Source organism: Paramicrobacterium humi, from assembly GCF_900105715.1.
GTDB lineage: Bacteria > Actinomycetota > Actinomycetes > Actinomycetales > Microbacteriaceae > Paramicrobacterium > Paramicrobacterium humi.
Map to the genome: position 1 here is coordinate 16,573 of NZ_FNRY01000002.1, position 22,836 is coordinate 39,408.

Here is a 22,836-nt window from a genome sequence, read left to right on the forward strand (position 1 = left end):
ATCCGCTCCGTCAGGCTGACTCGGTGCGGCGGCTCCGAACCATGGCGCTCAGGATCGGGTGACACCTGGATGATCGTCAGCGCCGATCGAGATGGGCGCCGTGCGGTTCGGAAAGATCGAAGAGATTTCATCGGGCGGACCTCCGCCGTCGGGGTGCCGGCCATGTGTTGGCCGCGCCCTGATTTTCAGTGTCCTGCAGCGCGGTGCAAGGCTCGGATGCCCTCGATGATAGCGCTCTCTCACCGCGTCGCGCAGGGCACTCAGCCCGCAGGATTCCCAGGAGCAGGTGACACGTCTCGTTCGACGTATCGGCGTGGTGGCAGACTGTAGGCCATGACCAGCCGCGTAGTGGGAGTGCACCGCAGCGCCGAACACACGTTCAGCAAAGAACCGCTCGCCCGCATCCGACTGATCGAGGGGATCGGCGTCGAAGGCGACGCGCACGCCGGGACGACAGTGAAGCACCGCTCGCGCGTGGCGAAGAACCCGTCACAGCCGAACCTGCGGCAAGTGCACCTGATCCACCGGGAGCTGTTCGACCTGCTCGGCCGCGCCGGGTATCGGGTGAACCCCGGCGAGCTCGGCGAGAACATCACGACCGAGGGCGTCAATCTGCTCGCTCTGCCGGTGGGCACGCGGCTGACTGTCGGCGACGCGGTCGTCACGGTCACAGGGTTGCGGAACCCGTGCCAGCAGATCAACGACTACCAGCAGGGATTGCTCAAGCAGGTTCTGCGAACGAACGACGACGGAGACATCGAACGGCTCACCGGCGTCATGGGCATCGTGTCCCGCAGCGGCGTCGTTCAAGCCGGCGACGCCATCGCGATCGAGTACCCGCCAGAGCCTCACCTTCGGCTGGCGCCCGTCTGAGGGTGGTCCCGCCACCCAGCGTTGTCAGCGTTGCCGGAGCGGCGGTAGGGTCAATCCCGGCGCACTGATGCGCTCACGGAGGCCCCATGTCAGAGATCGTCTTGTTTCACCACATGCTCGGCCGAACCGACGGAGTCGTCGCGTTCGCCGACCGTCTGCGGGAGCGCGGTCACACCGTCCACGTTCCCGACCTCTTCGGCGGACGTCGCTTCGACTGCATCGAGGCCGGCATCGCCTATGTCCAAAGCGAAGGCTTTGACACCGTTGCCCAGCGGGGCGTCGACCTCGCCGAGGATCTTCCCGCGAACAGTGTGTACGCCGGGTTCTCGTTCGGCGTCATCCCGGCGCAGCAGCTCGCGCAGACCCGGCCGGGAGCCGCCGGCGCCCTCTTCCTGTACTCCGCAGTGTCGCCGAGCGCCTTCGGCGCAGGCTGGCCGGCGTCGGTGCCCGTGCAGATCCACGCGAAGGATGCGGACCCGTTCTTCACGGACGAAGGCGACATCGACGCGGCGCGCGAGATCACCGCGGCATCCGACGATGGCGAGCTCTTTCTCTACCCCGGGAACGAACATCTCTTCGCGGAGGCGGGGCACGACCACTACGACGCGGCGGCAGCAGCGCTCGCCCTTGACCGGATAACCGCATTCCTCGAACGTCTCGACTCGGCTCACTGAGCCGCACGCCAGCAAAGGACCACACGTGAAGAAGCTCACTCTGCCCGGAACCGACATCACCGCACCGAACGTCGTGCTCGGTCTCATGCGCATCGCGGAGAAGACAGACGACGAGGTTCGCGAGCTCGTCGGCACGGCGCGGGATGCGGGCAACGACTTCGTCGACCACGCCGACATCTATGGCGGCTCCCTGCACGCGTGCGAGCGGCGCTTCAGCGAGGCCATGGCCCTCGCTCCGAGCGAACGCGAGGAATACACGATCCAGACAAAATGCGGCATCGTGCCCGACGGCCCGTACTTCGACTTCTCGTATGAGCACATCATCGAGTCCGTCAACGGCTCTCTCGAAGCCCTCGGCACCGACTACGTCGACATCCTCCTGCTTCACCGACCCGGTGCGCTCGTGGAACCCGATGAGGTCGCGCGCCTTCGACGAGCTCGAGAGAGCAGGGAAGGTGCGCGCGTTCGGCGTCTCGAATCACACGCCGATGCAGATCGAGCTGCTGCGCCGCAGCGTGTCGCCCGGCGCCCAGAATGAACGGTGGCGACTCCTTTGATAACGAGAGACGGCGTTCGATGACGCAGAGAAACGCGTTGCCGCGCGTGTTCGTGTCAGGTCCCGTGTCGTGGAACCACCTCGTCTTCCTCGATGCGCTTCCCGAGCCGAGCCCGCACACCGTTTTCGCTCAGGCAGACCGCTTCGCCATCGGCGGCACCTCCGCCGGAAAGGCGTTCAACCTGACCAACCTCGGCGCGGGCGTCACCCTCCGCACCGTCCTGGGCGACGACGCCGACGCCGCCCATCTCGAACAGGCGCTGCGCGCCGCGGGCATCCACCTGCTCGCGGAGCGAGCCGACGACGGCCAGACGGAACGTCATCTCAATCTCATGGCGCCCGGCGGAAAGCGCCTCTCCGTCTACCTGCACGCGGCGCAATTCGAGCCGCGAGACCCGTCGAGCGACGTGCTCGCCGCGCTCGCCGCGTCCGAGGTCGCGCTCATCGATCTCGCCGATCACAACCGCCCGCTGCTCCGAGCCGCTCGCGAGCGCGGCATCCCGGTGTGGTGCGACATCCACGATTGGGACGGCGAGAGCGAGTTCCACCGCGAGTTCGTCGACGCCGCCGATGTGCTGTTCATGAGCGCTGACCGGCATCCTGACCCGATCGCGTTCCTCACCGAACGCGTCGCCGCGGGAGCTCGAGCGGCAGTGTGCACCGACGGGGCGCGAGGCGCTGTCGCGGTCGACGAAACCGGTGCGCGGCACGTGGTCGCCGCCGAGCCGGTCGGCCGCGTTGTCGACACGAACGGCGCGGGCGACGGATTCATCGCGGCCTTCTGCGTCTCGTACCTCTCCGACGGCGACGTGGCGACCGCCCTCGCCGCGGGAGCCCGCCAGGGCGCTGCCGTCGTGCAGAGCCCCGAGCTCGCGCCCGTCATGGGATCGTAGCTGCCGGCTAATCCTGGGTGCGCGGGTTGCTCTTCTGCAAGCGGTCGATGTGCTCGGACGCCTCCGCTTTCGTCAGGTTCGCCGGAAGCTCCTCGCCGGCCTCGCGGGCAAGCGTGTCGAGGTAGCTCCGCTGCGCTTCGGTCATGGGCTCGTCGCCCGTCTTCCAGTCCTCGGGATCCCGCTGGAGGCCGCCCTCGTCGGGGCTTCCCGCACCGATCGTCTCGCCCTCGTGCGACGGGTTCCGCTCGTTTTCGTTCGCCATGCCCGCACTCTATGTCGCCGCCCGGCCCCGCTGAAGACCCTTGCGCAGCGGAAGCCGGTCGCGTAGCGGGGCGCTAGCGTTGAAGCATGGGTGAATCGGATGCCGCTGAGGCGGCCATCGCGCAGATCACCGCGCTGCTTGCCGAGGCCCGCGATCGGCTCACCGCCGCCTCGATCGCCGATGAGCCCCTCGCCGACTACCAGGGCCGGCAACGGCGCCTGCTCGTGTTCGTGCGGGACTCCCGGATGGTGCAGATCGACCGCGTGTGGCGGCTTGGCGTGTTCCTGCTCGATCACGACGGCGCCCTCTTCGCGACCGGGGAGACCACGCGAGCCGTGGATCCGGGCTGGCCGCAGCACCAGGCGGCCTCGGCGGAAGTGCGTCGCGAGTACCGCGGCGCCGCCCAGCGCGGCGGCTTCCCCGCCGGGCAGACCGTCAACTTCAACGCCGCTCCCATCGAGCTCGACGCCGCGGCCCTTGCGGCATCCACCGGCCCGCTCTTCCTCCGCGACGGCGCCCCGTTCGTGCGCTGGTCGCACAACGTCGGCGACGAGGGCGCGATACCGTTCGAGAGATACCTGGCCGAGCGCCTCGAGCTTCTGCTCCACCCGCCCGAGGGCGCCTGACCGCTGCCGCGTGCGAGCATGGACCGATGACAGAACGCAGCCCACTCCGCATCCGCTCCCTGGGCGACGACGACGAGGCCCAAGCGCTCGCCGCGCACGAGACCCTCGCGGCCGCGGGATTCGAATTCCTGCTCGAGCTCGTGCCCGGAGGGAACTGGGCGCGGTACGTGCGCACCCTCGAGCGGCACACAGTGGGGGAGGACCTGGCGCCCGGTCGAGTGCCGCACTCGTTCCTCGTCGCCGACATCGACGGGCGCATCGCCGGGCGCCTCTCGGCGCGGTATGAGCTCACGCCCTACCTCGCCGAGGTCGGCGGGCACATCGGCTACGCTGTGCTTCCCGAGTTCCGCCGGCGCGGCATCGCGTCCGCGCTCCTCCGGCACGGCCTCGGACTGCTCGCCGAGCGCGGCGTCGACGTCGCTCTCGTCACGTGCGACGCGGACAATCAGGCGTCGCAGCGCGTGATCGAGGGAGCGGGAGGCCACCTGGACCCGGAGAAGCCCCGCGCCTACGAGGACCAGACGACGAAGCTGCGCTTTCTCGTTCCGACGGCGTGGACCTCACGCCGCGCGGCCGACTCGCGCGAAGGCCCGGCGTTTCTCGCGGGCGAGCGAGAATCGCTCGAGCAGTGGCTCGAGTTCTACCGTGAGACCCTGCCCGTCAAGGTCGGCGGGCTCACCGCGGAGCAGCTGTGCACCCGATCGGTGACGCCGTCGAGCCTCACGCTCGCGGGGATCGTCCGGCACCTCACCTTCGTCGAGCGGTACTGGTTCGCGAACGTCGTCGCCGGCGAACAGCAGGCATCGCTGTACTGCGACGTCGACCCGGACGGCGATTTCAACGACGCGAACCCCGCGACCGCCGCCGAGGACCTTCGGCGGTACGACACCGAACTCGCGGCATCGCGCGAACGGGCAGCCCGCGTGCTCGACCTCGACGCCCCGCTGCCCGCGCTGCGTCATGGGGAGCAGCTGAACCTGCGCTGGGTCTACGTGCACATGATCGAAGAGTACGCGCGGCACATGGGACACGTCGACCTGCTCCGGGAAGCCATCGACGGCGTGACGGGCTACTGACGGCGCTCGACACCCTTCGCACTCACGCTGAGCGATTCGCGCACTTGACGCCAACCGGTCAAGACAAGAGCATGGAACTCATGTCTCGAAGCGTCGTCCAGATCAATCTGATCGTGTCCGACCTCGAACGCACTCGTGACTTCTTCGGCGTTCTCGGCTGGGAGCTCCTCGCGATGGGGGAGCGCGCCGCCCGGTTCTCCGGTGACGACCTTGTCGTCGCCTTCCACCTTCCGAGCTTCGCTCAGGCATGGAACGAGGCGTACGCGGGAGCGACCGGCGGCAGCGCCGTCATCGACGTCGGCTGCGACTCCGCCGACGACGTGGACGCGACATTCGCCGCGCTCGTCACAGCGGGCGGGCGCGCCCGGCAGGTGCCGGCCGACACGTTCGGCGACCGCTACGCGATCGTCGAGGACCCCGACGGCAACCTCATCGGGCTGAAAGCGCACTTGCCGTAGCCGGTCGCTCGGCGGCATCCGTTCCCGCGATGCGGGCGCGCAGATAGTCTCTGATGCGCTCAAGGTCCCAGTCGTGCGCTTCGCGCAGACCCGTCGCGAGCATCATGAGGTACGCCTCGGTCGGATGCGTGTGCGCAACGTCGTCCATGCCGAACGGGGCGGTGAAGGTGTACATCGGCAGTCCGTCGCGCTCACCCACCTCGAGCAGGGTCTCATAGTGTCCGAGACCGGCTTCGTGCCGCCCCTCGGGCAGGCCGCTGACGAGGATCTCCTCGATCGGGTTGCCCTGGCCGGGGAGCCTGTGCATCTCCTGCGCGGCGACGTCGGCGAACTGCTGCACCGTGATGCGGTATGCGCGAGCGGGCGTCGGCCCGGGAGCGTCGTGGTCGTAGAAAGCCATGCCGCCCGCGCCCCACACGTGCGAGACGCCCGCGAAGTACAAGGAGCCGGGCAAGTGGACGGCGACGTCGTGCGCCGGTTCTCGCCTGTCCCGTGCGCCGGGGTAGCAGACCGTCGCTCCCGTGGGCGTGCCGCCCTGCAAGTAGCAGAGCAGCCGGTCCCGGCACATGTTGGAGCCGTAGCTCACGTACCAGACCTCGCGCATCCGCCCTCTCCTGCCGACCGGTCCGAGTCTACGTGCTCAGTCGCGCACGTCGGCCGATGTCGGTACCCTGCAGGGATGATGACTCCAAAGGACGTCCTCCGGCACTATCTCCAGGAGGCGCGCGACACGATGCTGTGGAAGCTCGAAGACCTCGGCGAACGCGACATCCGGCGGCCCATGACGGCGACGGGCACGAACCTCCTCGGGCTCGTGAAGCATGTGACCGGCGTTGAGCTCGGCTATTTCGGCCAGGTCTTCGACCGACCGGCCGCGAACGCGCCCGCGTGGCTCGACGACGGTGAGGACAACGAGGACATGTGGGCGACCGCTGACGAGTCTCGAGAGTTCATCGTCGAGCAGTACCGGAGCGCCTGGGCGCACTCCGACTCCACCATCGACGCTCTCGAGCTCGACGCGAGCGGCACCGTTCCGTGGTGGCGGCCCGAGTCCCGCGCTGTGACCCTGCAGCGAATTCTCGTGCACGTGACGAGCGAGACCGCGCGGCACGCGGGTCACGCCGACATCGTTCGGGAGCTCATCGACGAGCGGGCCGGGCTGCGCCCCGGAGTCAGCAATCTGCCCAGCGGCGATGCCGCGTGGTGGCGGGAGTACCGCGAACGACTGCAGAAGGTGGCGGACAGCTTCGACGCGTGAGGCTCAGCCGTCGAGCGTCTGGGCGAACAGGAAGTGCCAGCCGATCCACCACCAGAACACGATTACCGCGATGCGCGCAGCCCGCGAGACGAAGAGCGCATCGATGAGCGTGCTCGGCCGCGTCATGGTCTCGGGACTCCGGTGCGACCAGATGATGAAGACGATGGCGGCGGCGAGGCACAGCACGTAGGCGCCGAGCGTCATGAGATACATCGCTACCCCTCCTGCCGTACGCGACTCGATCGGGGCCCGCGCCGCAGCACCGCGACGCCCGTCGTGATCCACACGCCGACGAAGACGATCTTGCCGACGACCGTGTCGAGCAGCGGGTCCACGACGTCGGAGATCGAGGGCATGACACCGTCGGCGAGCAGTCCCCATTTCCAGGTCAGGTACGCTGTCGCCTCCCACAGCCCGGCCACGAGCACGATGCAGCCCCAGGCGACCATCGCCGTGCGGAGCGCTGGACGCGGCTCCCTGCTCGCGAGCGTCGAGGAGGTCGGCTCGGCGGGCCAGCCGCCCAGCAGAGCGACGGTGAGACCCGCTGCGCCGATAATCACGATGACGACGCCCGCGGCGATGCTGTGCCGAGGCAGGAGCACGAGAAGCACCCCGACGACGATCGCGGCCGTCACGAGCCCGTTGAGCGGCGGCACTCCGCTGATCCGGCGGTCGGGCGGATCCCGGTGGACGGCCTGCCAGAGGGCGCACGCGAGAGCGATCGCGAAGATGAGGACATCGTCCCATGTGCCCCGGATGATCTGGAACACGCCGACGAGCACGAGCGCCGTGAGCCACGGGAGGTCCCGGGAGGCGATGGGCGTCGTCGGCGACATGCTCCGACTCTAGCGGCGCCTTCCCGCGCGGCTCAGGATTTCTGCTTCGCCTTGCGCTTCTCCTCCGCGCGGCGCTCGCGATCGAGCGACGCGAGGTCGATGTCGACGAGGCGCTTCATGCGGCTGTCGCGCATTCGCTCGTAGACGTCCGGCTGGTCGGGGATGAATCCCGGCGGGCCGATGCGATTGCGCACCTCTCGGCCGATGTCCTCCCACGCGTCGGTCCGGGCTCGCTCGATGATCGCGTCCATCTGCTCGCCGTCGTCGGCACGTTCACGCAGCGCCTCGGCGAGCATGCGGTGCACTTGCGGTCGCCGCCGGTGGGCCTCGTCGTCGTCGGGGTCGGGCTTGCGGAACCCTCGCGCCCGCTCGAGCCGTGACGCGGTCTGGTCGTTCTCGGCGGCGAGGGAGAGCACGTGCTCCCTCGCCGACTGCGTGAGCTTCTCGACGTCGTACGGCTGGTCATCTCGCAGAGCGCCCACGATGAGCGCATTCTTCACCGCCATGCGCACGGACGAGAGCGCGATGAGCACGCCTTCCTCGACGACCTGCTCGATGGGCGCGACGCGCACCTCCTTCGGCGCAACGTACTTGCCGACATTGCGGGTGCGCTTGCGGGGACGCAGGCGAGAGAAAAAGGGCACCCCTCTATTGTGTCGGGACGAGCGCGCCTTCGGGAACCATTACCGCCTCAACGAGCCGTGTCAGTGTGGCGAGACCGTCGGGAGACAGCACTGACTCAAGCTGACCCTGAACGGATGCCGCCGCCCGGCGCCGCAGGCCGTGCACCGCCCCGGTGCCCGGGTCCCGCGACAGCTCGAAGTCGAGCAGCGGGCTCGAGTCGGAGCTCGCGTACGCCGCGAACGTGTTGTAGAAGCCGATGCGCGCCGGCGCGCCGGCGAGATCGACGGTGTGCTGCACGCCCTGGCGCGGTTCGGGGAGCGGGCGAACCTCGAGCCCCGCGAGCTGGGCGAGCAGCTGGTGGCTCAGGCACACGGCGAGCAACGGCCGGGCGGACTCGAGGCGAGTCGACAAGAGCTCGCGCAGCCGAGTGAGGCGCGGCTCCTCGCGACGCGGGTCTCCTGGGCCGGGACCGAACACGACGAGGTCCTCGTCGGGGTCGTCCGGGGCGACTGACCAGTCGGCGACGCGCGCGGCGACGCCGAGGTGGTTCAGCTGGTGCGCGAGCATCCGGGTGAAGTCGTCGCCCGCGTCGATGACGAGCGCGGAGGCGCCGGTTGCGGGGCGAGGCGCCTGTGCTGTGCTCCAGAACGGGGCGAGGGCGTCGTTGCGGGCGGCGAGCACAGCGGCGAACCGAGGATCCTCCGCGGGCGCTGCAATTGACGCGTTCGCGCGCGGGAGAACGCCGAGGGCCGTGAGCACGCCGGCGGCTTTCGCGTGTGTCTCGGCCACTTCCGACTCCGGCCTCGAGTGCCGGACGAGGGTCGCCCCGACGGGCACGCGCACGCGTCCCGAGTCGTCGAGGTGGGCGGTGCGGATCAGGATGGGCGCGTCGAGGTCGTAGCCGCGGGGCTTCGGGGTGAACCGCGCGAGAACCGCGGCGTAGTAGCCGCGCCCGCTGCTCTCGTGCCGGGCGATCACGGTGCACGCGTTGCCCATGGGGGATCCCGTGACGGTCGGCGCGAACATCGTCCGCCGCAGCACCTCGCGCGGGTCGAGGTCGCTGCGCCCCTCGAGCGCGTACTCGGTGTGGGTGAGCTTCGACATGCGCTTGAGGAACGGGCCGCGCATGCGTCCCCCGTCGGGGCAGACGCTGCTCATCATCTTGAGCTCTTCGTCGACGACCATCACGAGTTCATCGCGTTCCTTCTCGTCGGCGAGGAAGTCGAGGATCGCCTCGGGGGTCGGCGTTCCCTCCGGGTGCCGGAAGGTGCCGCTGATGGGATTCATCGTCACGAGGCCATCGCGCACGCTCACGTGCCTCTCCGGCGTCGCCCCGACGAGGGAGACGCCCGGCGTGTGCACCGCGAAGCTCCAGTAGGCGCCGCGTTCGTGCAGCAGGAGCTCGCGCAGCCAGCCGAGCACCGCCGGGGCGGGAGCGGACTGCGTGCGCGCGCGGAAGTCCCTCCGGATGACGAAGTTCGCGCCTTCGCCCGCACCGATCTCCTCGTCGATGACGCGGCGCACGACTCTCGCGTATGCGTCGTCGTCGATGTCCACCGTCACGTCGGTGACAGTCGCGGCAGCCGGCAGGACGTCGAGCGCCGTCTCGACGTCGAGGGTCTCCCGCTCGCGGACGATCAGGCAGCGAAGCGGTGCGCCGTCGTCGTGTGCGGCGAAGCCGCGCTCGCGCACCTGGCGGAACGGTACGAGGGCGAGCACTTCCTCGCCGTCGAGGGGAATGTCGTCGAGCCGGTCGACGTCGGCGACGTCGCCGACCAGCACGTCGAGCGTCGCGGCATCCTGCCGTCGAATGATCGCGAACGGCCGACCGCCGTCGGTGAGGGAGCGGAGCAAGCGGGCTGAGTGGGACATGGTTCTCTCGATTCGGGCCCTTCGCCCGATCATCCCGCAAACGAGAACGACCGCCACGAAGGGCGGTCGTCATACGTCGATGCGTCTGGGTCCGCCTATCGGGCGGACCACCAGCTGCGGATCGACGAGGTGTGCATGCGACGATGCTAGCGCATCAGTCCACTCCCGCGGACGGGATCACGGCGGGCTCGTCGAGCAGCTTCCGGATGGGCGCGAGCGCAACGTCGACGCTCACGAACCGCATCGCCGTATTGCGCACGTGCGCGAGCAGGGTGCTGCGCCGGAACATCAGTCGAGCCAGTTGCCGTGAGTTCGACTGCGCCGCCTCCACCCTCGGCTTCTGGGCCGCCTCATACCGCGCGAGCCGTTCCGCCACACCGCCGGGAGCTGCCCCGGTGAGCGTGTTGCACAGCACCCACGCCGACTCGATCGCCATGCCCGCGCCGATGCCGGCGGTCGGCAGGAAGCCGGCGGCCGCGTCGCCGAGAAGCACCGTGCGCCCCGTCGCCCATCGGTCCGTCCGAACGTCGTCGAGCACCCAGAAGAACGGGTCCTCGGCGGCGTCCATCGCCTCGAGCACCCGGCGAAGCCGCGGCGTCGACGCCGTCAGGGCGTTTCGGATGCGGTCCACGAACGCTGACGGGCCGTCGGCGAGGTCGGCACGCGGACCGCCGATGAACGCGCCGACGGCGCCCTTCACGGGATAGCTGCCGACGAAGAATCCGTCGCCCCACAGCTCCTCGCCGAGATCGGGCTCGGCGTCGGCCGGCGCCCAGCTCACCCAGCCGCCCCATCCCGTCACGGTCGTCTGCGGCGAGCGTCCGCCTGGCACGAAGCGGCGTGTCGCGGAATGGATGCCGTCGGCGATGATCACGACGTCGAAGTCCGCCGCGCGCCCGCCGTCCGGAGTCTCGAAGGTCACCGCGACGCCGGCGCCGGACTCGGCGAGCGACGACACCCGAGTGTGCCAGGCCACGTCGCAGCCGCCGACGGAGAGCGCATCGAGCAGGGCGGCGCGGCTGAGGCCGCGGTACTGCCCGTACTCGGCGAGCAGGGCGGCGAGCGAGTCCTGCCGCAGCGCCGTCCCGCGGTGCGAGAGCACTCGATACCGGTCCATGCGCGTGCTGCCGTCCTGGTATGCCCCTCGGGCGCCGAGCTGCTTTATCGCCGCGTCGACCATGGGCATGAGCGCGATCATGTAGCCCGCGTTCGCATCGGGCCCCGTCCCGTCGACGAGCACGGGTCGGATGCCGCTTGAGCGCAGCAGTTGCGCCGCCGTCGTTCCCGCGATTCCCGCGCCGACCACGAGCACGCGCAGCTCGGACTCGGACAGGACCGCCAACTGCTTCTCGAGCTCGCGCGACGTGAACACTTCGACCTCCCGGTAGGGCCAGACACGGTGGACTGACTGGTCCACTCACGATACCTCCTTTGGACCGAGCGGTCCAGAAGGAGTATCGTCTTCTCATGGTCCTGTCCGCCGAACGCCGTTCGCTGCTCGTCCGCACCGCTGCACGCGAGTTCGCGCGCGTGGGCTTCGAACAGGCGTCGCTCAACGCCGTCATCCGCGACTGCGGCCTGAGCAAGAGCTCGTTCTACCACGTGCTCGACTCGAAGGCGGCGCTCTACGAGCTCGTGATCGACGACATCGCCCGCGACCTCGCCGCCGCCCTCGACGCGCCCGAGCCGGCCGCCTTCGCCGGTCCGGAATTCTGGCAGCGGGTCGAGGAGTTCATCGGCCGGCTCGCGGAGGTGCTCGCGTCAGATGAGGCCTTCACCCAGCTCGCGCATATGATCTACGACCGAAGGCCGCCGCGCGACGACGGCGCGGGCGCCCGCGTCACGCAGACCGCTCAGGCGTGGGTCGGCGAGCTCGTCGCCGTGGGCCGAGACTGCGGAGCCGTGCGCGCCGACCTCCCCGAGTCGCTGCAGGGCGCCCTGGCCGTCGCGGTGCTCCGCGCGATGGACGAGTGGAGCGTCGCCCACCTCGACGAGATTCCCGCGGCGGCGATGCCCGCGCTCCTGGCGGCCCAGTTCGCGGCCCTCCGCCGGCTGCTCGACGCGTAGGCCGGCTCGATGCTACGAGAACGACGCCGAGAGGGCGGCGACGGATGCGGCGACGGCCTCGGCCGCTGCCGCGCCGTCCTCGAGCGTCGCCGTCGCGGGGAAGGTGAAGCGCACCGCCGTCTGGGCCACTCGGGGCTCGATGCCCATCGCCGTGAGCACGTGCGAGGCCTCGTCGCTTCCCGCGGCGCACGCCGAGCCGCTCGACGCGGTCACTCCGCGCCGTTCGAGCTCGAGCAGCACGGCCTCGCCGCTCGTGCGGGAGAAGCAGAACGAGGCGTGGTTCGGCAGCCGCTCCGTCGCGCTCCCCGTGAGGAACGCGCCGGGTGCGGAGTCGAGGACGCGGGCGATGAACGCGTCGCGCACCGCGCTCGCTCGCGTCGCGGCATCCGCCCTCTCGGCCTCGGCGAGCTCGAGCGCCGTCGCGAGGGCAACCGCGAAGGCGACGTTCTCGGTGCCCGAGCGGCGGTCGCGCTCCTGGCCGCCGCCGTGGATGAGCGGCTCAACGGGGAGGCGCCCGCGAATGGCCGCGACGCCGATGCCCTTCGGCGCGCCGACCTTGTGCCCCGCGAGCGTCAGCGCGTCGGCGCCGAGGCCCGCGAGGGGAAGCCAGCCCGCCGCCTGCACGGCGTCGGTATGCAGCGGAACGCCCCGCCGGGCAGCGACCGCGGAGAGACCGGCGATGTCGGCGATCGTGCCGACCTCGTTGTTCGCGTATGCGAGGCTCACGAGCGTCGTGTCGTCGCGCAGCTCGCGCTCGAGAGCCTCGGGAGTGACGACGCCGTCGGAGGTCACGTCGACGAAGCTCACGTCGAAGCCGTGCAGGCGGCGCAGGTGATCGGCGGATGCCAGTACGGCCTCGTGCTCGAGCGGCGAGGTGACGATGTGCCGCCCGCGGGGGTCGCCGAGGGCGATGCCGATGACGGCGAGGTTGTCGGCCTCCGTCCCGCCGCTCGTGAACACGACATCGCCCGCGCGCATGCCGAGCACCCGCGCGACGCGCGATCGGGCGTCGGCGAGGGCGGCTGCGGCGCGCTCGCCGACGCCGTGGTGGCTCGAGGGATTGCCGAACTCGCCCGTCAGATACGGCCACGCCGCCTCGAGGGCCTCGCGGCGCACCGGCGTCGTCGCCGCCTGGTCGAGGTACATGTCAGGCCTCCGCGACCTCGACATCGAGGCCGAGATCGAGCGAGCGCACACTGTGCGTGAGCGCACCGGAGGAGATGACGTCGACGCCCGTCGCGGCGATCTGCCGCACCGTGGCGAGAGTGACGTTGCCGCTCGCCTCCACGACGGCGCGCCCGGCGATCAGGGCGACGCCCTCGCGCAGCTGCTCGAGGGTGAAGTTGTCGAGCATGACGATGTCGGCGCCGCCCGCGAGAACCGGCTCGATCTGGTCGATCCGGTCGACCTCGACCTCGATGCGCATCGTGTGCGGGATGCGCTCGCGCGCGGCGCGGATCGCCTCCGTCACCGAGAGCCCGCGGGCCGTGAGCACGGCAAGGTGGTTGTCCTTGGCCATGACCGCGTCGGAGAGCGAGAAGCGGTGATTGCTCCCGCCGCCGGCCGCGACCGCGTGGCGTTCGAACGCGCGAAGGCCCGGCGTGGTCTTTCGCGTGTCGGCGATGCGGACGCCTGTGCCGCCGACGGCGTCGACGAAGGCGCGCGTGAGCGTCGCGATTCCGGAGAGCCGCTGCACGAAGTTGAGGCCGATGCGCTCGGCGCGCAGCACCGCCCGCGCGGACCCCGTCACCGTCGCGAGAACGTCGCCCGCCTCGAAGCGATCGCCGTCCGCGCGCTCGAGGTGCACGGCTGTCGCGGCATCGGTGAGCCGGAAGGCGGCTGCGAACACCTCGCCTCCGGCGAGCACTCCCGCTTCGCGGGCGCGCAGCACCGCTCGCGCCGTCGCCGTCTCTGGGATGAACGCCTCACTCGTGACGTCGCCGCTCGGCGCGTCCTCGTCGAGCGCGGTCTGCACGGTTCGGTCGATGTGCGCGGTCGTCAGCATGTCGCTGCCTCCAAGTGAGGGATGCCGGCGCGCACGCTGCGCGCCTGAGCGGGGTCGGGGTCGGGGAAGTCCAGGCGCGCGTGCGCGCCGCGGGACTCGGTTCGCGCGGCGGCCTGCCGCACAAGAACCTGCGCGAGCAGCAGCAGATTGCGATCCTCGAGCGCCGTGCGCGCCGGCCCGGCGCACTCCTGGCCGACGTTCTGCCACGTCGCGAGCTGCGCCGCGGCGGATTCGAGCTGCTCGCCCGTGCGCTCGAGTCCGGCGGCCGCCCACATCAGGCTCTGCAGCGCCGCGCGTGGCACGGCGGGCACGAGGATCGCGGCGGCCGGATCGGATGCCGCGACGCGCCCGCGTGCGGTCTCGGGGATCGCGGCCGCGGCGCGCACGGCGAACACGGCGCCCTCGAGCAGCGAGTTCGAGGCGAGCCGGTTGGCGCCGTGCACGCCGGTGCACGCAGCCTCCCCGACCGCGAACAGGCCGGGAACGCTCGTGCGGCCGTGCAGGTCGGTGGCGATGCCGCCCATCCAGTAGTGCGCGGCGGGCGTCACGGGGATCGGCTCGCGCGTCCAGTCGAGGCCGGCGGCCCGCACCGCCGCGTCGATCGTGGGGAAGCGCCGGCGAAGCCCCGGCACCCCGGTCGCGTCGAGAAGCACGGGCGCGCCGTTCTGCTCGGCCATGCGCCGGGCGATGCCGAGCGCGACGATGCTGCGCGGCGCGAGCTCCGCGCGCGGATCGATGTCCGTCATGAATCGGCGCCCCGCGGCATCCAGGAGCACGGCTCCCTCACCGCGAACGGCCTCGGAGACGAGGAACGGGCGCTCGCCCGCGAGCACGGTGGGGTGGAACTGGTAGAACTCCGCGTCGGCCAGTTCGGCCCCCGCGCGGAGCGCTGCCGCTTGGCCGTCGCCGGTCGCGACGTCGGGGTTCGTCGTGTGTGCGAACAGCTGTCCGCCGCCGCCGGTCGCGAGGATCACGGCGTCGGCGTCGACGCGTTCGCGCCGGCCATCCCGCAGAAGCTCGATTCCGGCGACCGATCCGGCCGAGACGACGAGGTCGACGAGCATGCTGTTCTCGAGCGTGCGGATGCCGCTCTCGCGCACGCGCGCGGCGAGCGCCGTCTCGATGGCGCGGCCTGTCGCGTCGCCGCCCGCGTGCACGATGCGCGGGTAGGAGTGCGCGGCCTCGAGGCCCTTCGCGAACGCGCCGCGCTCCCGGTCGAAGTCGACGCCCGCCGCCACGAGTTCCCGGATGCGGGCGGGGCCCTCCGTGCACAGCGCGCTCACGGCATCCGCGTCGCTCAGGCCGGCTCCCGCCGCGAGGGTGTCGGCGATGTGGTCGGCGACGCTGTCGTCGTCGAAGAGAACGCCCGCGATGCCGCCCTGCGCGTGCGGCGTGCACCCGGACTCCAGGCCGGTCTTCGTCACGAGCGTGACGTCGTGCCGGTGAGCGGCGTGCAGCGCCGCGGTGAGCCCGGCGATGCCGGATCCCACCACGATGACGCGCGTCATCTCAGGCCTTCGGCTTCGCGGCGAGCATCCGCTCGAGCGCGACGCGTGCGGGCTCGGCGACGTCGTCCGCGACGCTGATGCGGTTGACGACCTCGCCGTCGACGAGGCTCTCGAGCACCCACGCGAGGTAGCCGGGGTGGATGCGGTACATCGTCGAGCACGGGCACACGACCGGGTCGAGGCAGAAGATCGTGTGCTCCGGATGCTGCGCCGCGAGGCGCTGCACGAGGTTGATCTCGGTGCCGATCGCGAACGTGGTTCCCGCGGGAGCCGCTTCGATGGCCTTGCGGATGTAGTCGGTCGAGCCGTACTCGTCGGCGGCATCCACGACGTCCATGGGGCACTCGGGGTGCACGATCACCCGCACGCCGGGGTGCTCGGCGCGCGCCTTCTCGATCTGCGCGACGCTGAAGCGCTTGTGCACCGAGCAGAAGCCCTGCCACAGGATCACGCGCGCGTCATCGAGCTGCTCGTGGACGTTGCCGCCGAGCGGTCGGGCGGGATTCCACATCGGCATGCGCTCGAGCGGCACGCCCATGTGCTTGGCCGTGTTGCGGCCCAGGTGCTGATCGGGGAAGAACAGCACCCGCTGCCCGCGTTCGAACGCCCACTCGAGCACGGTCTCCGCGTTCGACGAGGTGCAGACGATGCCGCCGTTGCGGCCGCAGAATCCCTTGATCGCCGCCGAGGAGTTCATGTAGGTCACGGGGATCACGGGCACGCGTCCCTGGGCGTCCGGCTGCGTGCCGTACAGCTCCGTGAGCTGCTCCCAGCACTCCTCGACCTGATCGATCGAGGCCATGTCGGCCATCGAGCAGCCCGCGGCGAGGTTCGGCAGGATCACGCTCTGCGCCGGCCCCGAGAGCAGGTCGGCGGTCTCGGCCATGAAGTGCACGCCGCAGAACACGATGGCCTCGGCCTCCGTTCGCGCCTTCGCGGCGTTCGCGAGCTGGAACGAGTCGCCGACGTAGTCGGCGTACTGCACGACCTCGTCGCGCTGGTAGAAGTGCCCGAGAACGACGACGCGGTCGCCGAGCGCCGATTTCGCCGCTCGCACGCGCGCGTCGAGTTCGTCGGCGGTCGCGTCCCGGTACCGCTGGGGCAGTTCGCCCTGACGCGGCGCGGTCGCGGGGATCGGGTCCGCCATCGACGCCCCCGGGCCATACCCGGGGGACACGTCGACGTCCCACGGCGCGGTGAGCAGGTCGGTCGTGCAGGTCGAGCCGGCGCGCGTGCCCGTTGAGATGTCGCGAATGGTGAGGTCGACGGATGCCGAGAGTGTCATGGTTGTGACTTTCGTGCGAGGGGAGAGGGGAGTGGGTCAGCGACCGGAGAGCGGGCCGTTGTCGGCGAGCTCGATGGAATGGTCGTGGCGGTAGAGGCGCGCGGGACGATGGCGTCCGCCCGTGCGGAATTCGTCGGTCGGCACGACGAGACCCGTCGACTCGACCTGGCGGCGGAAATTGGCGGGGTCGAGGTCGCGCTCCAGAACGACCTCGTGCACTTCGCGCAATTCGGAGAGCGTGAACGTCTCCCCGAGAAACGCGGCGGCGATGCGGCTGTACTCCATCTTGTTGCGCAGCCGCCAGAGCGCGTACTCCACGATGAGACTGTGGTCGAACGCGAGAGGCGGAAGCGCATCGGCGAGGAACCAGCGCACGTTCTCGGTCTCGAGCCCCGCGCTCGCCTCGTCGGCGTGCACGAGCGCCCAGTACACGATCGAGACCGTGCGGTCGTCCGAGCGGTCCGGACGGCCGAACGCGTACAGCTGCTCGAGGTAGCGCGGGGCGAGGTGCGTCGTCTCGCGCAGGTTGCGCGCGGCCGACGCGGCGAGATCCTCGGCGGGGCCGAGCGGTCCGCCGGGAAGCGCCCACAGTCCCTTGTGGGGCGAGCGGATGCGGCGCACGAGCGGAAGCCAGAGCGCGGGGTGCGCGGTCTCGGGGTGGGGGCGCAGCGCGAAGATCACTGTCGACACCGCGAGGGTGAGGGATGCCGCCATGAGACCTCCTGTTAAAGTCACTGTGACTTTTACTGGTGTCCATCTTAGTGTCATCGTGACCAGAAGCGAAAGTCCGTGTCGTTGCGTCGCCCGCAAACCGTCATCGATTCCGACGTCGGCCTGGGCTATGCTTGGCGTGCAAATGAATATCGGGCCGCACACGCGATGCGGGAGAGCCCGGCTCGCCGGGCACCGAAGGAGCAAGCCTCCCCGCCAATCTCTCAGGTTCTGTACCGCATCGATCTGGCCACTCTGAAAAGCGAAGCGACGCGCTTCCGCCCACGGTGAAAGCCGCCTTCCGCGGTGAAGCTCTCAGGCCAATGACAGAGGGGGAGTTCCCAGACAAGCGCACCTCGCGTGCACGGCGGCATTGGAGAACTCTGTGTCCGATTCTGAGCAGTCCCCGCAGGCGAGCGAGCCGCGCCGCAGCCCGCTGCACGCCGAGCACGAGCGCGCCGGCGCGAGCTTCACCGACTTCGCCGGCTGGCTCATGCCCGTGCGCTACACGAGCGACCTCGCCGAGCACCGCGCCGTGCGCGAGGCGGCCGGCATCTTCGACATCTCCCACATGGGGGAGGTCACTCTCGCGGGGCCAGGGGCCGCAGCGGCCCTCGACTTCGCGCTCTCGACGCAGCCGTCAACCCTCGCGGTCGACCAGGCTCGCTACTCCCTGCTTCTCGACGAGCACGGCGGCATTCTTGACGACCTCATCGTCTACCGCACAGGCGAGGAAGAATTCCTCGTCATCGCCAACGCCGGCAACCGGGACGTCGTCGCCGCGGAGCTCAGCGCTCGAGCCGCGGAATTCGATGCCGGCGTCGACGACGTGTCGGAGGCGATGGCGCTCATCGCCGTGCAGGGGCCGCGGGCGCAGGAGATCCTCGCCGACGTCGGCGGACTCGACGCTCCGGGGCTCGCCGAACTCAAGTACTACCGCGCGAGTCGCGGACGGTTCCGCGGGCTCGACGTCTTCATCGCGCGCACCGGATACACGGGCGAAGACGGCTTCGAGCTCATGATCGCGCCAGAGGGCGCGATCGCCCTCTGGCAGGCGATCCTCGCCGCGGGCGAACCGCTCGGTCTCGTGCCGGCCGGCCTCGCGAGTCGCGACTCGCTGCGCCTTGAAGCGGGAATGCCGCTGTACGGCCACGAGCTCGGCCGCGAGATCCACCCGGCGCAGGCGGGTCTCGGGCGGGTCGTGCGCTTCGACAAGACCGGAGACTTCGTCGGGCGAGCGGCTCTCGAAGCCGCCGACGACACTGCCTCGCCCGTCCTCGTGGGTCTCGTCCTGGACGGGCGCCGCGCGGGGCGAGCGGGCTACCCGGTCGTCGCGGGGGATCTGCGCGTCGGGTCCGTCACGAGCGGGCTGCTCTCTCCGACGCTCGGCTATCCCATCGCGATGGCTTACGTGGAACCCGCCGCCGCGGCATCCGGAACCGAACTCGGCATCGACGTGCGGGGAACCCGCATTCCCGCGACAGTGACCGCCCTGCCCTTCTACTCAAGGAATAAGTGATCGACATGACAGACCTCAGCGCTCTCAGCTACACGGCGGACCATGAGTGGCTCCGCGTCGACGGGAACGTCGCGACGATCGGAATCACCGACTACGCCGCCGACCAGCTCGGCGACGTCGTCTTCGTGGAGCTGCCGGCCGTCGGCGACACCGTCACGGCGGGAGCGGCGGTGGGCGAGATCGAGTCGACGAAGTCGGTCGGCGAGCTCATCGCACCCGTCGATGGAACCGTCACCGCGGTCAACGACGCCGCCGTCGACGACCCGGCCCTCGTCAACAGCGCGCCGTTCGAGGGTGGATGGCTCATCGCCGTCGAATTCTCCGCGCTGCCCGACACCCTCCTCGACCGCGCCGCCTACGAGAAGCTGGTCACCGAGTGATGGCGGACTCGTTCGACGATCGGCACATCGGCATCGACGACGCCGCGCGCCGGCGAATGCTGGACGCGCTCCGCTTCGAGAGCATCGACGATCTCGTGCGCTCTGCGATCCCGCCGAGCATCCGTGTCGACGAGGCCCACGAGAGCATCATCCCCGCTGCGCTGACCGAGCGGGAGGCGCTGCGGGAGCTGCGCGAGCTCGCCGGCCGCAACACCGTGAACACGTCGCTCATCGGGCTCGGGTACTACGGCACGATCACACCGGCCGTGATCACGCGCAACGTCCTGCAGAACCCGTCGTGGTACACGGCGTACACGCCCTACCAGCCCGAGATCTCGCAGGGCCGGCTCGAGGCGCTCATCAACTTCCAGACGATGGTCGCGGATCTGACCGGCCTCGACACCGCGAACGCCTCCATGCTCGACGAGGGCACCGCCGTCGTCGAGGGGATGCTGCTCGCGCGTCGAGCGTCGAAGGCGAAGACCGACACCTTCATCGCCGACGCCGACGCTCTGCCGCAGACCCTCGCGCTGCTGCGCGGCCGCGCCGAGGCCGTCGGCATCGATCTCGTCGTGGCGGATCTCGCGAGCGACCCTGAGCTGCCCGAGCACTTCGGCGTTTTCGTGCAGTACCCCGGCGCATCGGGGCGCGTCTGGGACCCCTCCGGACTGATCGAGCGCTCGAAGGCGCACGGCGCGCTCGCCGTTGTCGCCGCAGACCTGCTCGCTCTGACTCTGCTCGCCGCACCGGGCGAGCTCGGCGCCGACGTCGCCGTCGGCACGACCCAGCGGTTCGGCGTCCCCATGGGCTTCGGCGGACCGCACGCCGGCTACATGGCGGTGCGAAAGGGCCTCGAGCGGCAGCTGCCCGGCCGGCTCGTCGGCGTGAGCAAGGACGCCGACGGCCATCCCGCGTACCGGCTCAGCCTGCAGACCCGGGAGCAGCACATTCGCCGAGAGAAGGCGACGTCCAATATCTGCACGGCGCAGGTGCTGCTCGCGGTCATGGCCTCGATGTACGCGGTCTACCACGGACCGGACGGCCTGCGCGGCATCGCGACCGGCGTCGCCACGAAGGCCGGGCTGCTCGCCCGTTGGCTCTCGGATGCCGGGGTCGAGATCGTGCACGAGAACTTCTTCGACACCGTGCTCGCGCGTGTGCCCGGCCGGGCGGCCGCGATCGTCGCCGCTGCGCACGACGAAGGCATCCTGCTCTGGCAGCGCGATGACGACACCGTCGGCGTCTCGGTCGACGAGACCACCGACACCGCCACGGTGCACCGGGTCGTCCGCGCGTTCGGAGGGCCGGAGAGCCGCTCGTTCGCGTTCGTGGTGGAGGCGGTGGCCGATCATCTGCCGCATCAGCTGCAGCGCGCGAGCGACTTCCTCACGCACCCGGTGTTCAGCGCGCATCACTCCGAGACCGCGATGATGCGCTATCTCAAGCGCCTCGCGGACCGCGACTACGCCCTCGACCGGGGGATGATCCCGCTTGGCAGCTGCACGATGAAGCTCAACGCGGCCACCGAGATGGAGGCCATCACGTGGCCGGAGTTCGCCGAGCTGCACCCCTTCGCGCCCGCCGGCGACGTCGCGGGCAGCCTCGAGCTCATCCATCAGCTCGAGCGCTGGCTCGCCGACGCGACGGGCTATGACACGGTCTCGCTTCAGCCCAACGCGGGCAGCCAGGGCGAACTCGCCGGGCTGCTCGCGATCCGCGGCTACCACCGGTCCCGGGGTGACCACGAGCGCACCGTGTGCCTCATCCCCTCGAGCGCGCACGGCACGAACGCGGCATCCGCCGTTCTGGCCGGCATGCGCGTCGTCGTCGTCGCGTGCGACGAGAACGGCAACGTCGACCTCGGCGACCTGTCGGCGAAGATCGCCGAACACGGCGAGACCCTCGCGGCGCTCATGATCACCTACCCGTCGACGCACGGCGTGTACGAGCACGACGTGGCGCGCATCACGGCGGCCGTCCACGAGGCCGGTGGTCAGGTGTACATCGACGGCGCGAATCTCAACGCGCTGCTGGGCTACGCCCGCTTCGGCGACTTCGGCGGCGACGTGTCGCACTTGAACCTGCACAAGACGTTCTGCATCCCGCACGGCGGCGGCGGGCCAGGCGTCGGCCCCGTCGCGGCGAAGGCTCACCTTGCGCCGTTCCTGCCCGGGCACCCGATGGCGCAGTCGAACGACCACGGCGGTTTCACCCACGATGGAGCGCCCGTGTCGGCAGCGCCGTACGGCAGCCCGAGCATCCTGCCGATCACGTGGGCGTACATTCGAATGATGGGTCCCAACGGGCTCGCGCGCGCCACGCGCGCGGCCGTGCTGAGCGCCAACTACATCGCCGCTCGGCTGAACCCGCACTTCCCTGTGCTGTACTCCGGAGACAACGGGCTCGTCGCCCACGAGTGCATCCTCGACCTGCGACCGTTGACGAAGGAGACGGGAATCACCGTCGACGACGTGGCGAAACGTCTTGTCGATTACGGGTTCCACGCGCCGACGATGTCGTTTCCCGTGCCGGGCACGCTCATGGTCGAGCCGACGGAGAGCGAAGATCTCGCGGAGCTCGACCGGTTCATCGAGGCGATGATCGGCATCAAGGCCGAGGCGGACGCCGTGGCAGCAGGGGAGTACCCCGCCGACGACAACGTCCTCGTGAACGCTCCGCACACTGCTCTCAGCATCGCGAACGCCGAGTGGCAGCATCCGTACTCCCGGGAGCGAGCAGTGTTCCCGGTGAGCGCGCTCGCACGCGACAAGTACTGGCCGCCCGTGCGTCGCATCGATCAGGCGTACGGCGACCGCAATCTGATGTGCGCGTGCCCGCCGATCGAGGCGTTCAGCTGAGGGGTTGGTCAGCGAAGCTGAACAATGCGACCCGATTCGCCCCATGCGCGATCTGCGGTGAGTACGGTCTCATCACAACGGTCGGCCAGTGCGAGGCACAGACGATCGGCCAATGAGAGACCTATGCCGCTGCGCCAGAGTGAGGCCGCGCGTTCTCCGTCAGCCAGCGTGACGGGTTCCACGAGAAGCGGATAACTGAGCAGCAGGCCGCGTGCGAATTATCACGCGGCATCCTCGGTTCGTGACGCTGCTCGCCGTTCCTCCACAAGCTCGTCAACGAGACTCTTTCCTGAGAGCTGTTCACGGACGATTCGTGTTGCTTGCTCCCGCGTCGCGACCACGACGCCCTCGGGCGTCTCGATGAACAGCAGAGACGTGCCCTGCTGCCAGTGCTGCCGGCTTCGAAGTTCCGCGGGAACAACCAAACGGCCTCCCTCGCCCATCGAAGCGGCGTACGTGGTATCCATGTCCGAAACGTACCACCGGTCGTTCGTG

General features: G+C 70.1%; 24 protein-coding genes, 1 pseudogene and 2 riboswitches. Of the genes and pseudogenes, 12 read left to right on the forward strand and 13 right to left on the reverse strand.

The annotated features are described in order from the left end of the window. The first annotated feature begins 333 nt into the window (after positions 1–333). From BLV49_RS15220 to BLV49_RS15235, 4 genes and pseudogenes are all read left to right on the forward strand, one after another. Complete coding sequence (locus tag BLV49_RS15220) at positions 334–873, forward strand: MOSC domain-containing protein (protein ID WP_091187449.1); 540 nt, start codon at positions 334–336, stop codon at positions 871–873. Positions 874–959: 86 nt separating this feature from the next. Continuing rightward, positions 960–1,547 carry a dienelactone hydrolase family protein gene (locus BLV49_RS15225; RefSeq protein WP_091187451.1) on the forward strand — a complete coding sequence of 196 codons (588 nt, stop codon included), beginning with the start codon at positions 960–962 and terminating at the stop codon, positions 1,545–1,547. Between the two features lie 25 nt (positions 1,548–1,572). Then, a pseudogene (locus BLV49_RS15230) lies at positions 1,573–2,068 on the forward strand (aldo/keto reductase); the annotation flags it as partial. Between the two features lie 55 nt (positions 2,069–2,123). Then, complete coding sequence (locus BLV49_RS15235) at positions 2,124–2,996, forward strand: carbohydrate kinase family protein (protein ID WP_176980901.1); 873 nt, start codon at positions 2,124–2,126, stop codon at positions 2,994–2,996. 7 nt (positions 2,997–3,003) lie between these two features. On the opposite strand, the gene BLV49_RS15240 is transcribed toward BLV49_RS15235, so the two are convergent. Continuing rightward, positions 3,004–3,258: a DUF3072 domain-containing protein gene (locus tag BLV49_RS15240; RefSeq protein ID WP_091187455.1), complete on the reverse strand. Its 255-nt coding sequence runs from the start codon at positions 3,256–3,258 to the stop codon at positions 3,004–3,006. 86 nt (positions 3,259–3,344) lie between these two features. On the opposite strand from BLV49_RS15240, the gene BLV49_RS15245 reads away from it, so the two are divergent. The 3 genes from BLV49_RS15245 to BLV49_RS15255 all read left to right on the forward strand — a co-directional run bounded on the left by BLV49_RS15245 (position 3,345) and on the right by BLV49_RS15255 (position 5,418). Continuing rightward, positions 3,345–3,884, forward strand: a complete 540-nt coding sequence (locus BLV49_RS15245; protein WP_091187458.1) for a hypothetical protein — start codon at positions 3,345–3,347, stop codon at positions 3,882–3,884. Between the two features lie 26 nt (positions 3,885–3,910). Further along, positions 3,911–4,960, forward strand: coding sequence for a GNAT family N-acetyltransferase (locus BLV49_RS15250; protein ID WP_091187460.1), 1,050 nt, complete (start codon positions 3,911–3,913; stop codon positions 4,958–4,960). Positions 4,961–5,040: 80 nt separating this feature from the next. Then, positions 5,041–5,418, forward strand: coding sequence for a VOC family protein (locus BLV49_RS15255; protein WP_176980902.1), 378 nt, complete (start codon positions 5,041–5,043; stop codon positions 5,416–5,418). Here BLV49_RS15255 and BLV49_RS15260 read toward each other — a convergent pair. After that, positions 5,390–6,022 (reverse strand): histone deacetylase, encoded by a 633-nt coding sequence (locus BLV49_RS15260; protein WP_218132673.1) that lies wholly within the window; start codon positions 6,020–6,022, stop codon positions 5,390–5,392. The genes BLV49_RS15255 and BLV49_RS15260 overlap by 29 nt on opposite strands. 75 nt (positions 6,023–6,097) lie before the next feature. On the opposite strand from BLV49_RS15260, the gene BLV49_RS15265 reads away from it, so the two are divergent. After that, the gene (locus BLV49_RS15265) at positions 6,098–6,676 is read left to right on the forward strand and encodes a DinB family protein (RefSeq protein WP_245723730.1); all 579 of its coding nucleotides are present in this window, start codon (positions 6,098–6,100) and stop codon (positions 6,674–6,676) included. A gap of 3 nt (positions 6,677–6,679) precedes the next feature. Here BLV49_RS15265 and BLV49_RS15270 read toward each other — a convergent pair whose 3' ends face one another. The 5 genes from BLV49_RS15270 to BLV49_RS15290 form a co-directional block, all read right to left on the reverse strand. Further along, a complete protein-coding gene (locus BLV49_RS15270; protein ID WP_091187465.1) occupies positions 6,680–6,889 on the reverse strand; it encodes a DUF6186 family protein in 210 nt (69 codons plus the stop codon). Positions 6,890–6,891: 2 nt separating this feature from the next. After that, on the reverse strand, positions 6,892–7,512 hold the full coding sequence (locus BLV49_RS15275; RefSeq protein WP_091187468.1) for a hypothetical protein: 621 nt from the start codon (positions 7,510–7,512) through the stop codon (positions 6,892–6,894). Between the two features lie 32 nt (positions 7,513–7,544). After that, a complete protein-coding gene (locus BLV49_RS15280) occupies positions 7,545–8,156 on the reverse strand; it encodes a hypothetical protein (RefSeq protein ID WP_091187471.1) in 612 nt (203 codons plus the stop codon). Between the two features lie 4 nt (positions 8,157–8,160). Further along, positions 8,161–10,008, reverse strand: coding sequence for an anthranilate synthase family protein (locus tag BLV49_RS15285; RefSeq protein WP_091187472.1), 1,848 nt, complete (start codon positions 10,006–10,008; stop codon positions 8,161–8,163). A 154-nt stretch (positions 10,009–10,162) separates the two neighbouring features. Next, positions 10,163–11,425, reverse strand: coding sequence for an FAD-dependent oxidoreductase (locus tag BLV49_RS15290; protein ID WP_245723731.1), 1,263 nt, complete (start codon positions 11,423–11,425; stop codon positions 10,163–10,165). Between the two features lie 50 nt (positions 11,426–11,475). Between BLV49_RS15290 and BLV49_RS15295 the strand changes: the two genes are divergently transcribed. After that, positions 11,476–12,075 (forward strand): TetR/AcrR family transcriptional regulator, encoded by a 600-nt coding sequence (locus BLV49_RS15295; RefSeq protein ID WP_091187475.1) that lies wholly within the window; start codon positions 11,476–11,478, stop codon positions 12,073–12,075. A 12-nt stretch (positions 12,076–12,087) separates the two neighbouring features. Here BLV49_RS15295 and BLV49_RS15300 read toward each other — a convergent pair whose 3' ends face one another. From BLV49_RS15300 to BLV49_RS15320, 5 genes are read right to left on the reverse strand one after another with little or no spacing between them, the layout of a single operon-like run. Beyond that, on the reverse strand, positions 12,088–13,221 hold the full coding sequence (locus BLV49_RS15300) for a cysteine desulfurase family protein (protein WP_091187477.1): 1,134 nt from the start codon (positions 13,219–13,221) through the stop codon (positions 12,088–12,090). 1 nt (position 13,222) lies between these two features. Next, positions 13,223–14,080: a carboxylating nicotinate-nucleotide diphosphorylase gene (nadC, locus tag BLV49_RS15305; RefSeq protein ID WP_091187480.1), complete on the reverse strand. Its 858-nt coding sequence runs from the start codon at positions 14,078–14,080 to the stop codon at positions 13,223–13,225. Continuing rightward, on the reverse strand, positions 14,074–15,588 hold the full coding sequence (gene nadB, locus BLV49_RS15310; RefSeq protein ID WP_091187482.1) for an L-aspartate oxidase: 1,515 nt from the start codon (positions 15,586–15,588) through the stop codon (positions 14,074–14,076). The genes nadC and nadB overlap by 7 nt, the downstream gene beginning before the upstream one ends. Position 15,589: 1 nt before the next feature. Continuing rightward, positions 15,590–16,873, reverse strand: coding sequence for a quinolinate synthase NadA (nadA, locus tag BLV49_RS15315; protein WP_091187485.1), 1,284 nt, complete (start codon positions 16,871–16,873; stop codon positions 15,590–15,592). A 36-nt stretch (positions 16,874–16,909) separates the two neighbouring features. Continuing rightward, entirely contained in the window at positions 16,910–17,587 is a 678-nt protein-coding gene (locus tag BLV49_RS15320; protein WP_091187487.1) for an NUDIX hydrolase, read from the reverse strand. A gap of 158 nt (positions 17,588–17,745) precedes the next feature. Beyond that, positions 17,746–17,833, forward strand: a riboswitch (glycine riboswitch). Next, positions 17,834–17,924: riboswitch (glycine riboswitch) on the forward strand. A gap of 45 nt (positions 17,925–17,969) precedes the next feature. Here BLV49_RS15320 and gcvT point away from each other — a divergent pair. Genes gcvT through gcvP form a run of 3 tightly spaced genes read left to right on the forward strand, consistent with a single transcriptional unit; the run spans position 17,970 to position 22,341 of the window. Continuing rightward, positions 17,970–19,103, forward strand: a complete 1,134-nt coding sequence (gene gcvT / locus BLV49_RS15325; protein ID WP_091187489.1) for a glycine cleavage system aminomethyltransferase GcvT — start codon at positions 17,970–17,972, stop codon at positions 19,101–19,103. Between the two features lie 5 nt (positions 19,104–19,108). Beyond that, positions 19,109–19,483, forward strand: coding sequence for a glycine cleavage system protein GcvH (gene gcvH, locus BLV49_RS15330; RefSeq protein ID WP_091188033.1), 375 nt, complete (start codon positions 19,109–19,111; stop codon positions 19,481–19,483). After that, positions 19,483–22,341 (forward strand): aminomethyl-transferring glycine dehydrogenase, encoded by a 2,859-nt coding sequence (gcvP, locus tag BLV49_RS15335; RefSeq protein ID WP_091187492.1) that lies wholly within the window; start codon positions 19,483–19,485, stop codon positions 22,339–22,341. The genes gcvH and gcvP overlap by 1 nt, the downstream gene beginning before the upstream one ends. Positions 22,342–22,562: 221 nt before the next feature. Here gcvP and BLV49_RS15345 read toward each other — a convergent pair whose 3' ends face one another. Continuing rightward, positions 22,563–22,808, reverse strand: a complete 246-nt coding sequence (locus BLV49_RS15345) for an AbrB/MazE/SpoVT family DNA-binding domain-containing protein (RefSeq protein WP_091187494.1) — start codon at positions 22,806–22,808, stop codon at positions 22,563–22,565. Positions 22,809–22,836 lie beyond the last annotated feature (28 nt).

Excerpts from the sequence above, each read along its gene's own strand:
- BLV49_RS15285 (WP_091187472.1), bottom strand. The coding sequence starts at position 10,008 with ATGTCCCACTCAGCCCGCTTGCTCCGCTCCCTCACCGACGGCGGTCGG.
- gcvH (WP_091188033.1), top strand. The coding sequence starts at position 19,109 with ATGACAGACCTCAGCGCTCTCAGCTACACGGCGGACCATGAGTGGCTC.
- BLV49_RS15250 (WP_091187460.1), top strand. The coding sequence starts at position 3,911 with ATGACAGAACGCAGCCCACTCCGCATCCGCTCCCTGGGCGACGACGAC.
- nadC (WP_091187480.1), bottom strand. The coding sequence starts at position 14,080 with ATGCTGACGACCGCGCACATCGACCGAACCGTGCAGACCGCGCTCGAC.
- BLV49_RS15235 (WP_176980901.1), top strand. The coding sequence starts at position 2,124 with ATGACGCAGAGAAACGCGTTGCCGCGCGTGTTCGTGTCAGGTCCCGTG.
- nadA (WP_091187485.1), bottom strand. The coding sequence starts at position 16,873 with ATGACACTCTCGGCATCCGTCGACCTCACCATTCGCGACATCTCAACG.
- BLV49_RS15275 (WP_091187468.1), bottom strand. The coding sequence starts at position 7,512 with ATGTCGCCGACGACGCCCATCGCCTCCCGGGACCTCCCGTGGCTCACG.
- BLV49_RS15300 (WP_091187477.1), bottom strand. The coding sequence starts at position 13,221 with ATGTACCTCGACCAGGCGGCGACGACGCCGGTGCGCCGCGAGGCCCTC.
- BLV49_RS15225 (WP_091187451.1), top strand. The coding sequence starts at position 960 with ATGTCAGAGATCGTCTTGTTTCACCACATGCTCGGCCGAACCGACGGA.
- BLV49_RS15255 (WP_176980902.1), top strand. The coding sequence starts at position 5,041 with ATGTCTCGAAGCGTCGTCCAGATCAATCTGATCGTGTCCGACCTCGAA.
- BLV49_RS15265 (WP_245723730.1), top strand. The coding sequence starts at position 6,098 with ATGATGACTCCAAAGGACGTCCTCCGGCACTATCTCCAGGAGGCGCGC.
- nadB (WP_091187482.1), bottom strand. The coding sequence starts at position 15,588 with ATGACGCGCGTCATCGTGGTGGGATCCGGCATCGCCGGGCTCACCGCG.
- BLV49_RS15240 (WP_091187455.1), bottom strand. The coding sequence starts at position 3,258 with ATGGCGAACGAAAACGAGCGGAACCCGTCGCACGAGGGCGAGACGATC.
- BLV49_RS15270 (WP_091187465.1), bottom strand. The coding sequence starts at position 6,889 with ATGTATCTCATGACGCTCGGCGCCTACGTGCTGTGCCTCGCCGCCGCC.
- BLV49_RS15220 (WP_091187449.1), top strand. The coding sequence starts at position 334 with ATGACCAGCCGCGTAGTGGGAGTGCACCGCAGCGCCGAACACACGTTC.
- gcvP (WP_091187492.1), top strand. The coding sequence starts at position 19,483 with ATGGCGGACTCGTTCGACGATCGGCACATCGGCATCGACGACGCCGCG.
- BLV49_RS15260 (WP_218132673.1), bottom strand. The coding sequence starts at position 6,022 with ATGCGCGAGGTCTGGTACGTGAGCTACGGCTCCAACATGTGCCGGGAC.
- BLV49_RS15320 (WP_091187487.1), bottom strand. The coding sequence starts at position 17,587 with ATGGCGGCATCCCTCACCCTCGCGGTGTCGACAGTGATCTTCGCGCTG.
- BLV49_RS15245 (WP_091187458.1), top strand. The coding sequence starts at position 3,345 with ATGGGTGAATCGGATGCCGCTGAGGCGGCCATCGCGCAGATCACCGCG.
- BLV49_RS15345 (WP_091187494.1), bottom strand. The coding sequence starts at position 22,808 with ATGGATACCACGTACGCCGCTTCGATGGGCGAGGGAGGCCGTTTGGTT.
- BLV49_RS15295 (WP_091187475.1), top strand. The coding sequence starts at position 11,476 with ATGGTCCTGTCCGCCGAACGCCGTTCGCTGCTCGTCCGCACCGCTGCA.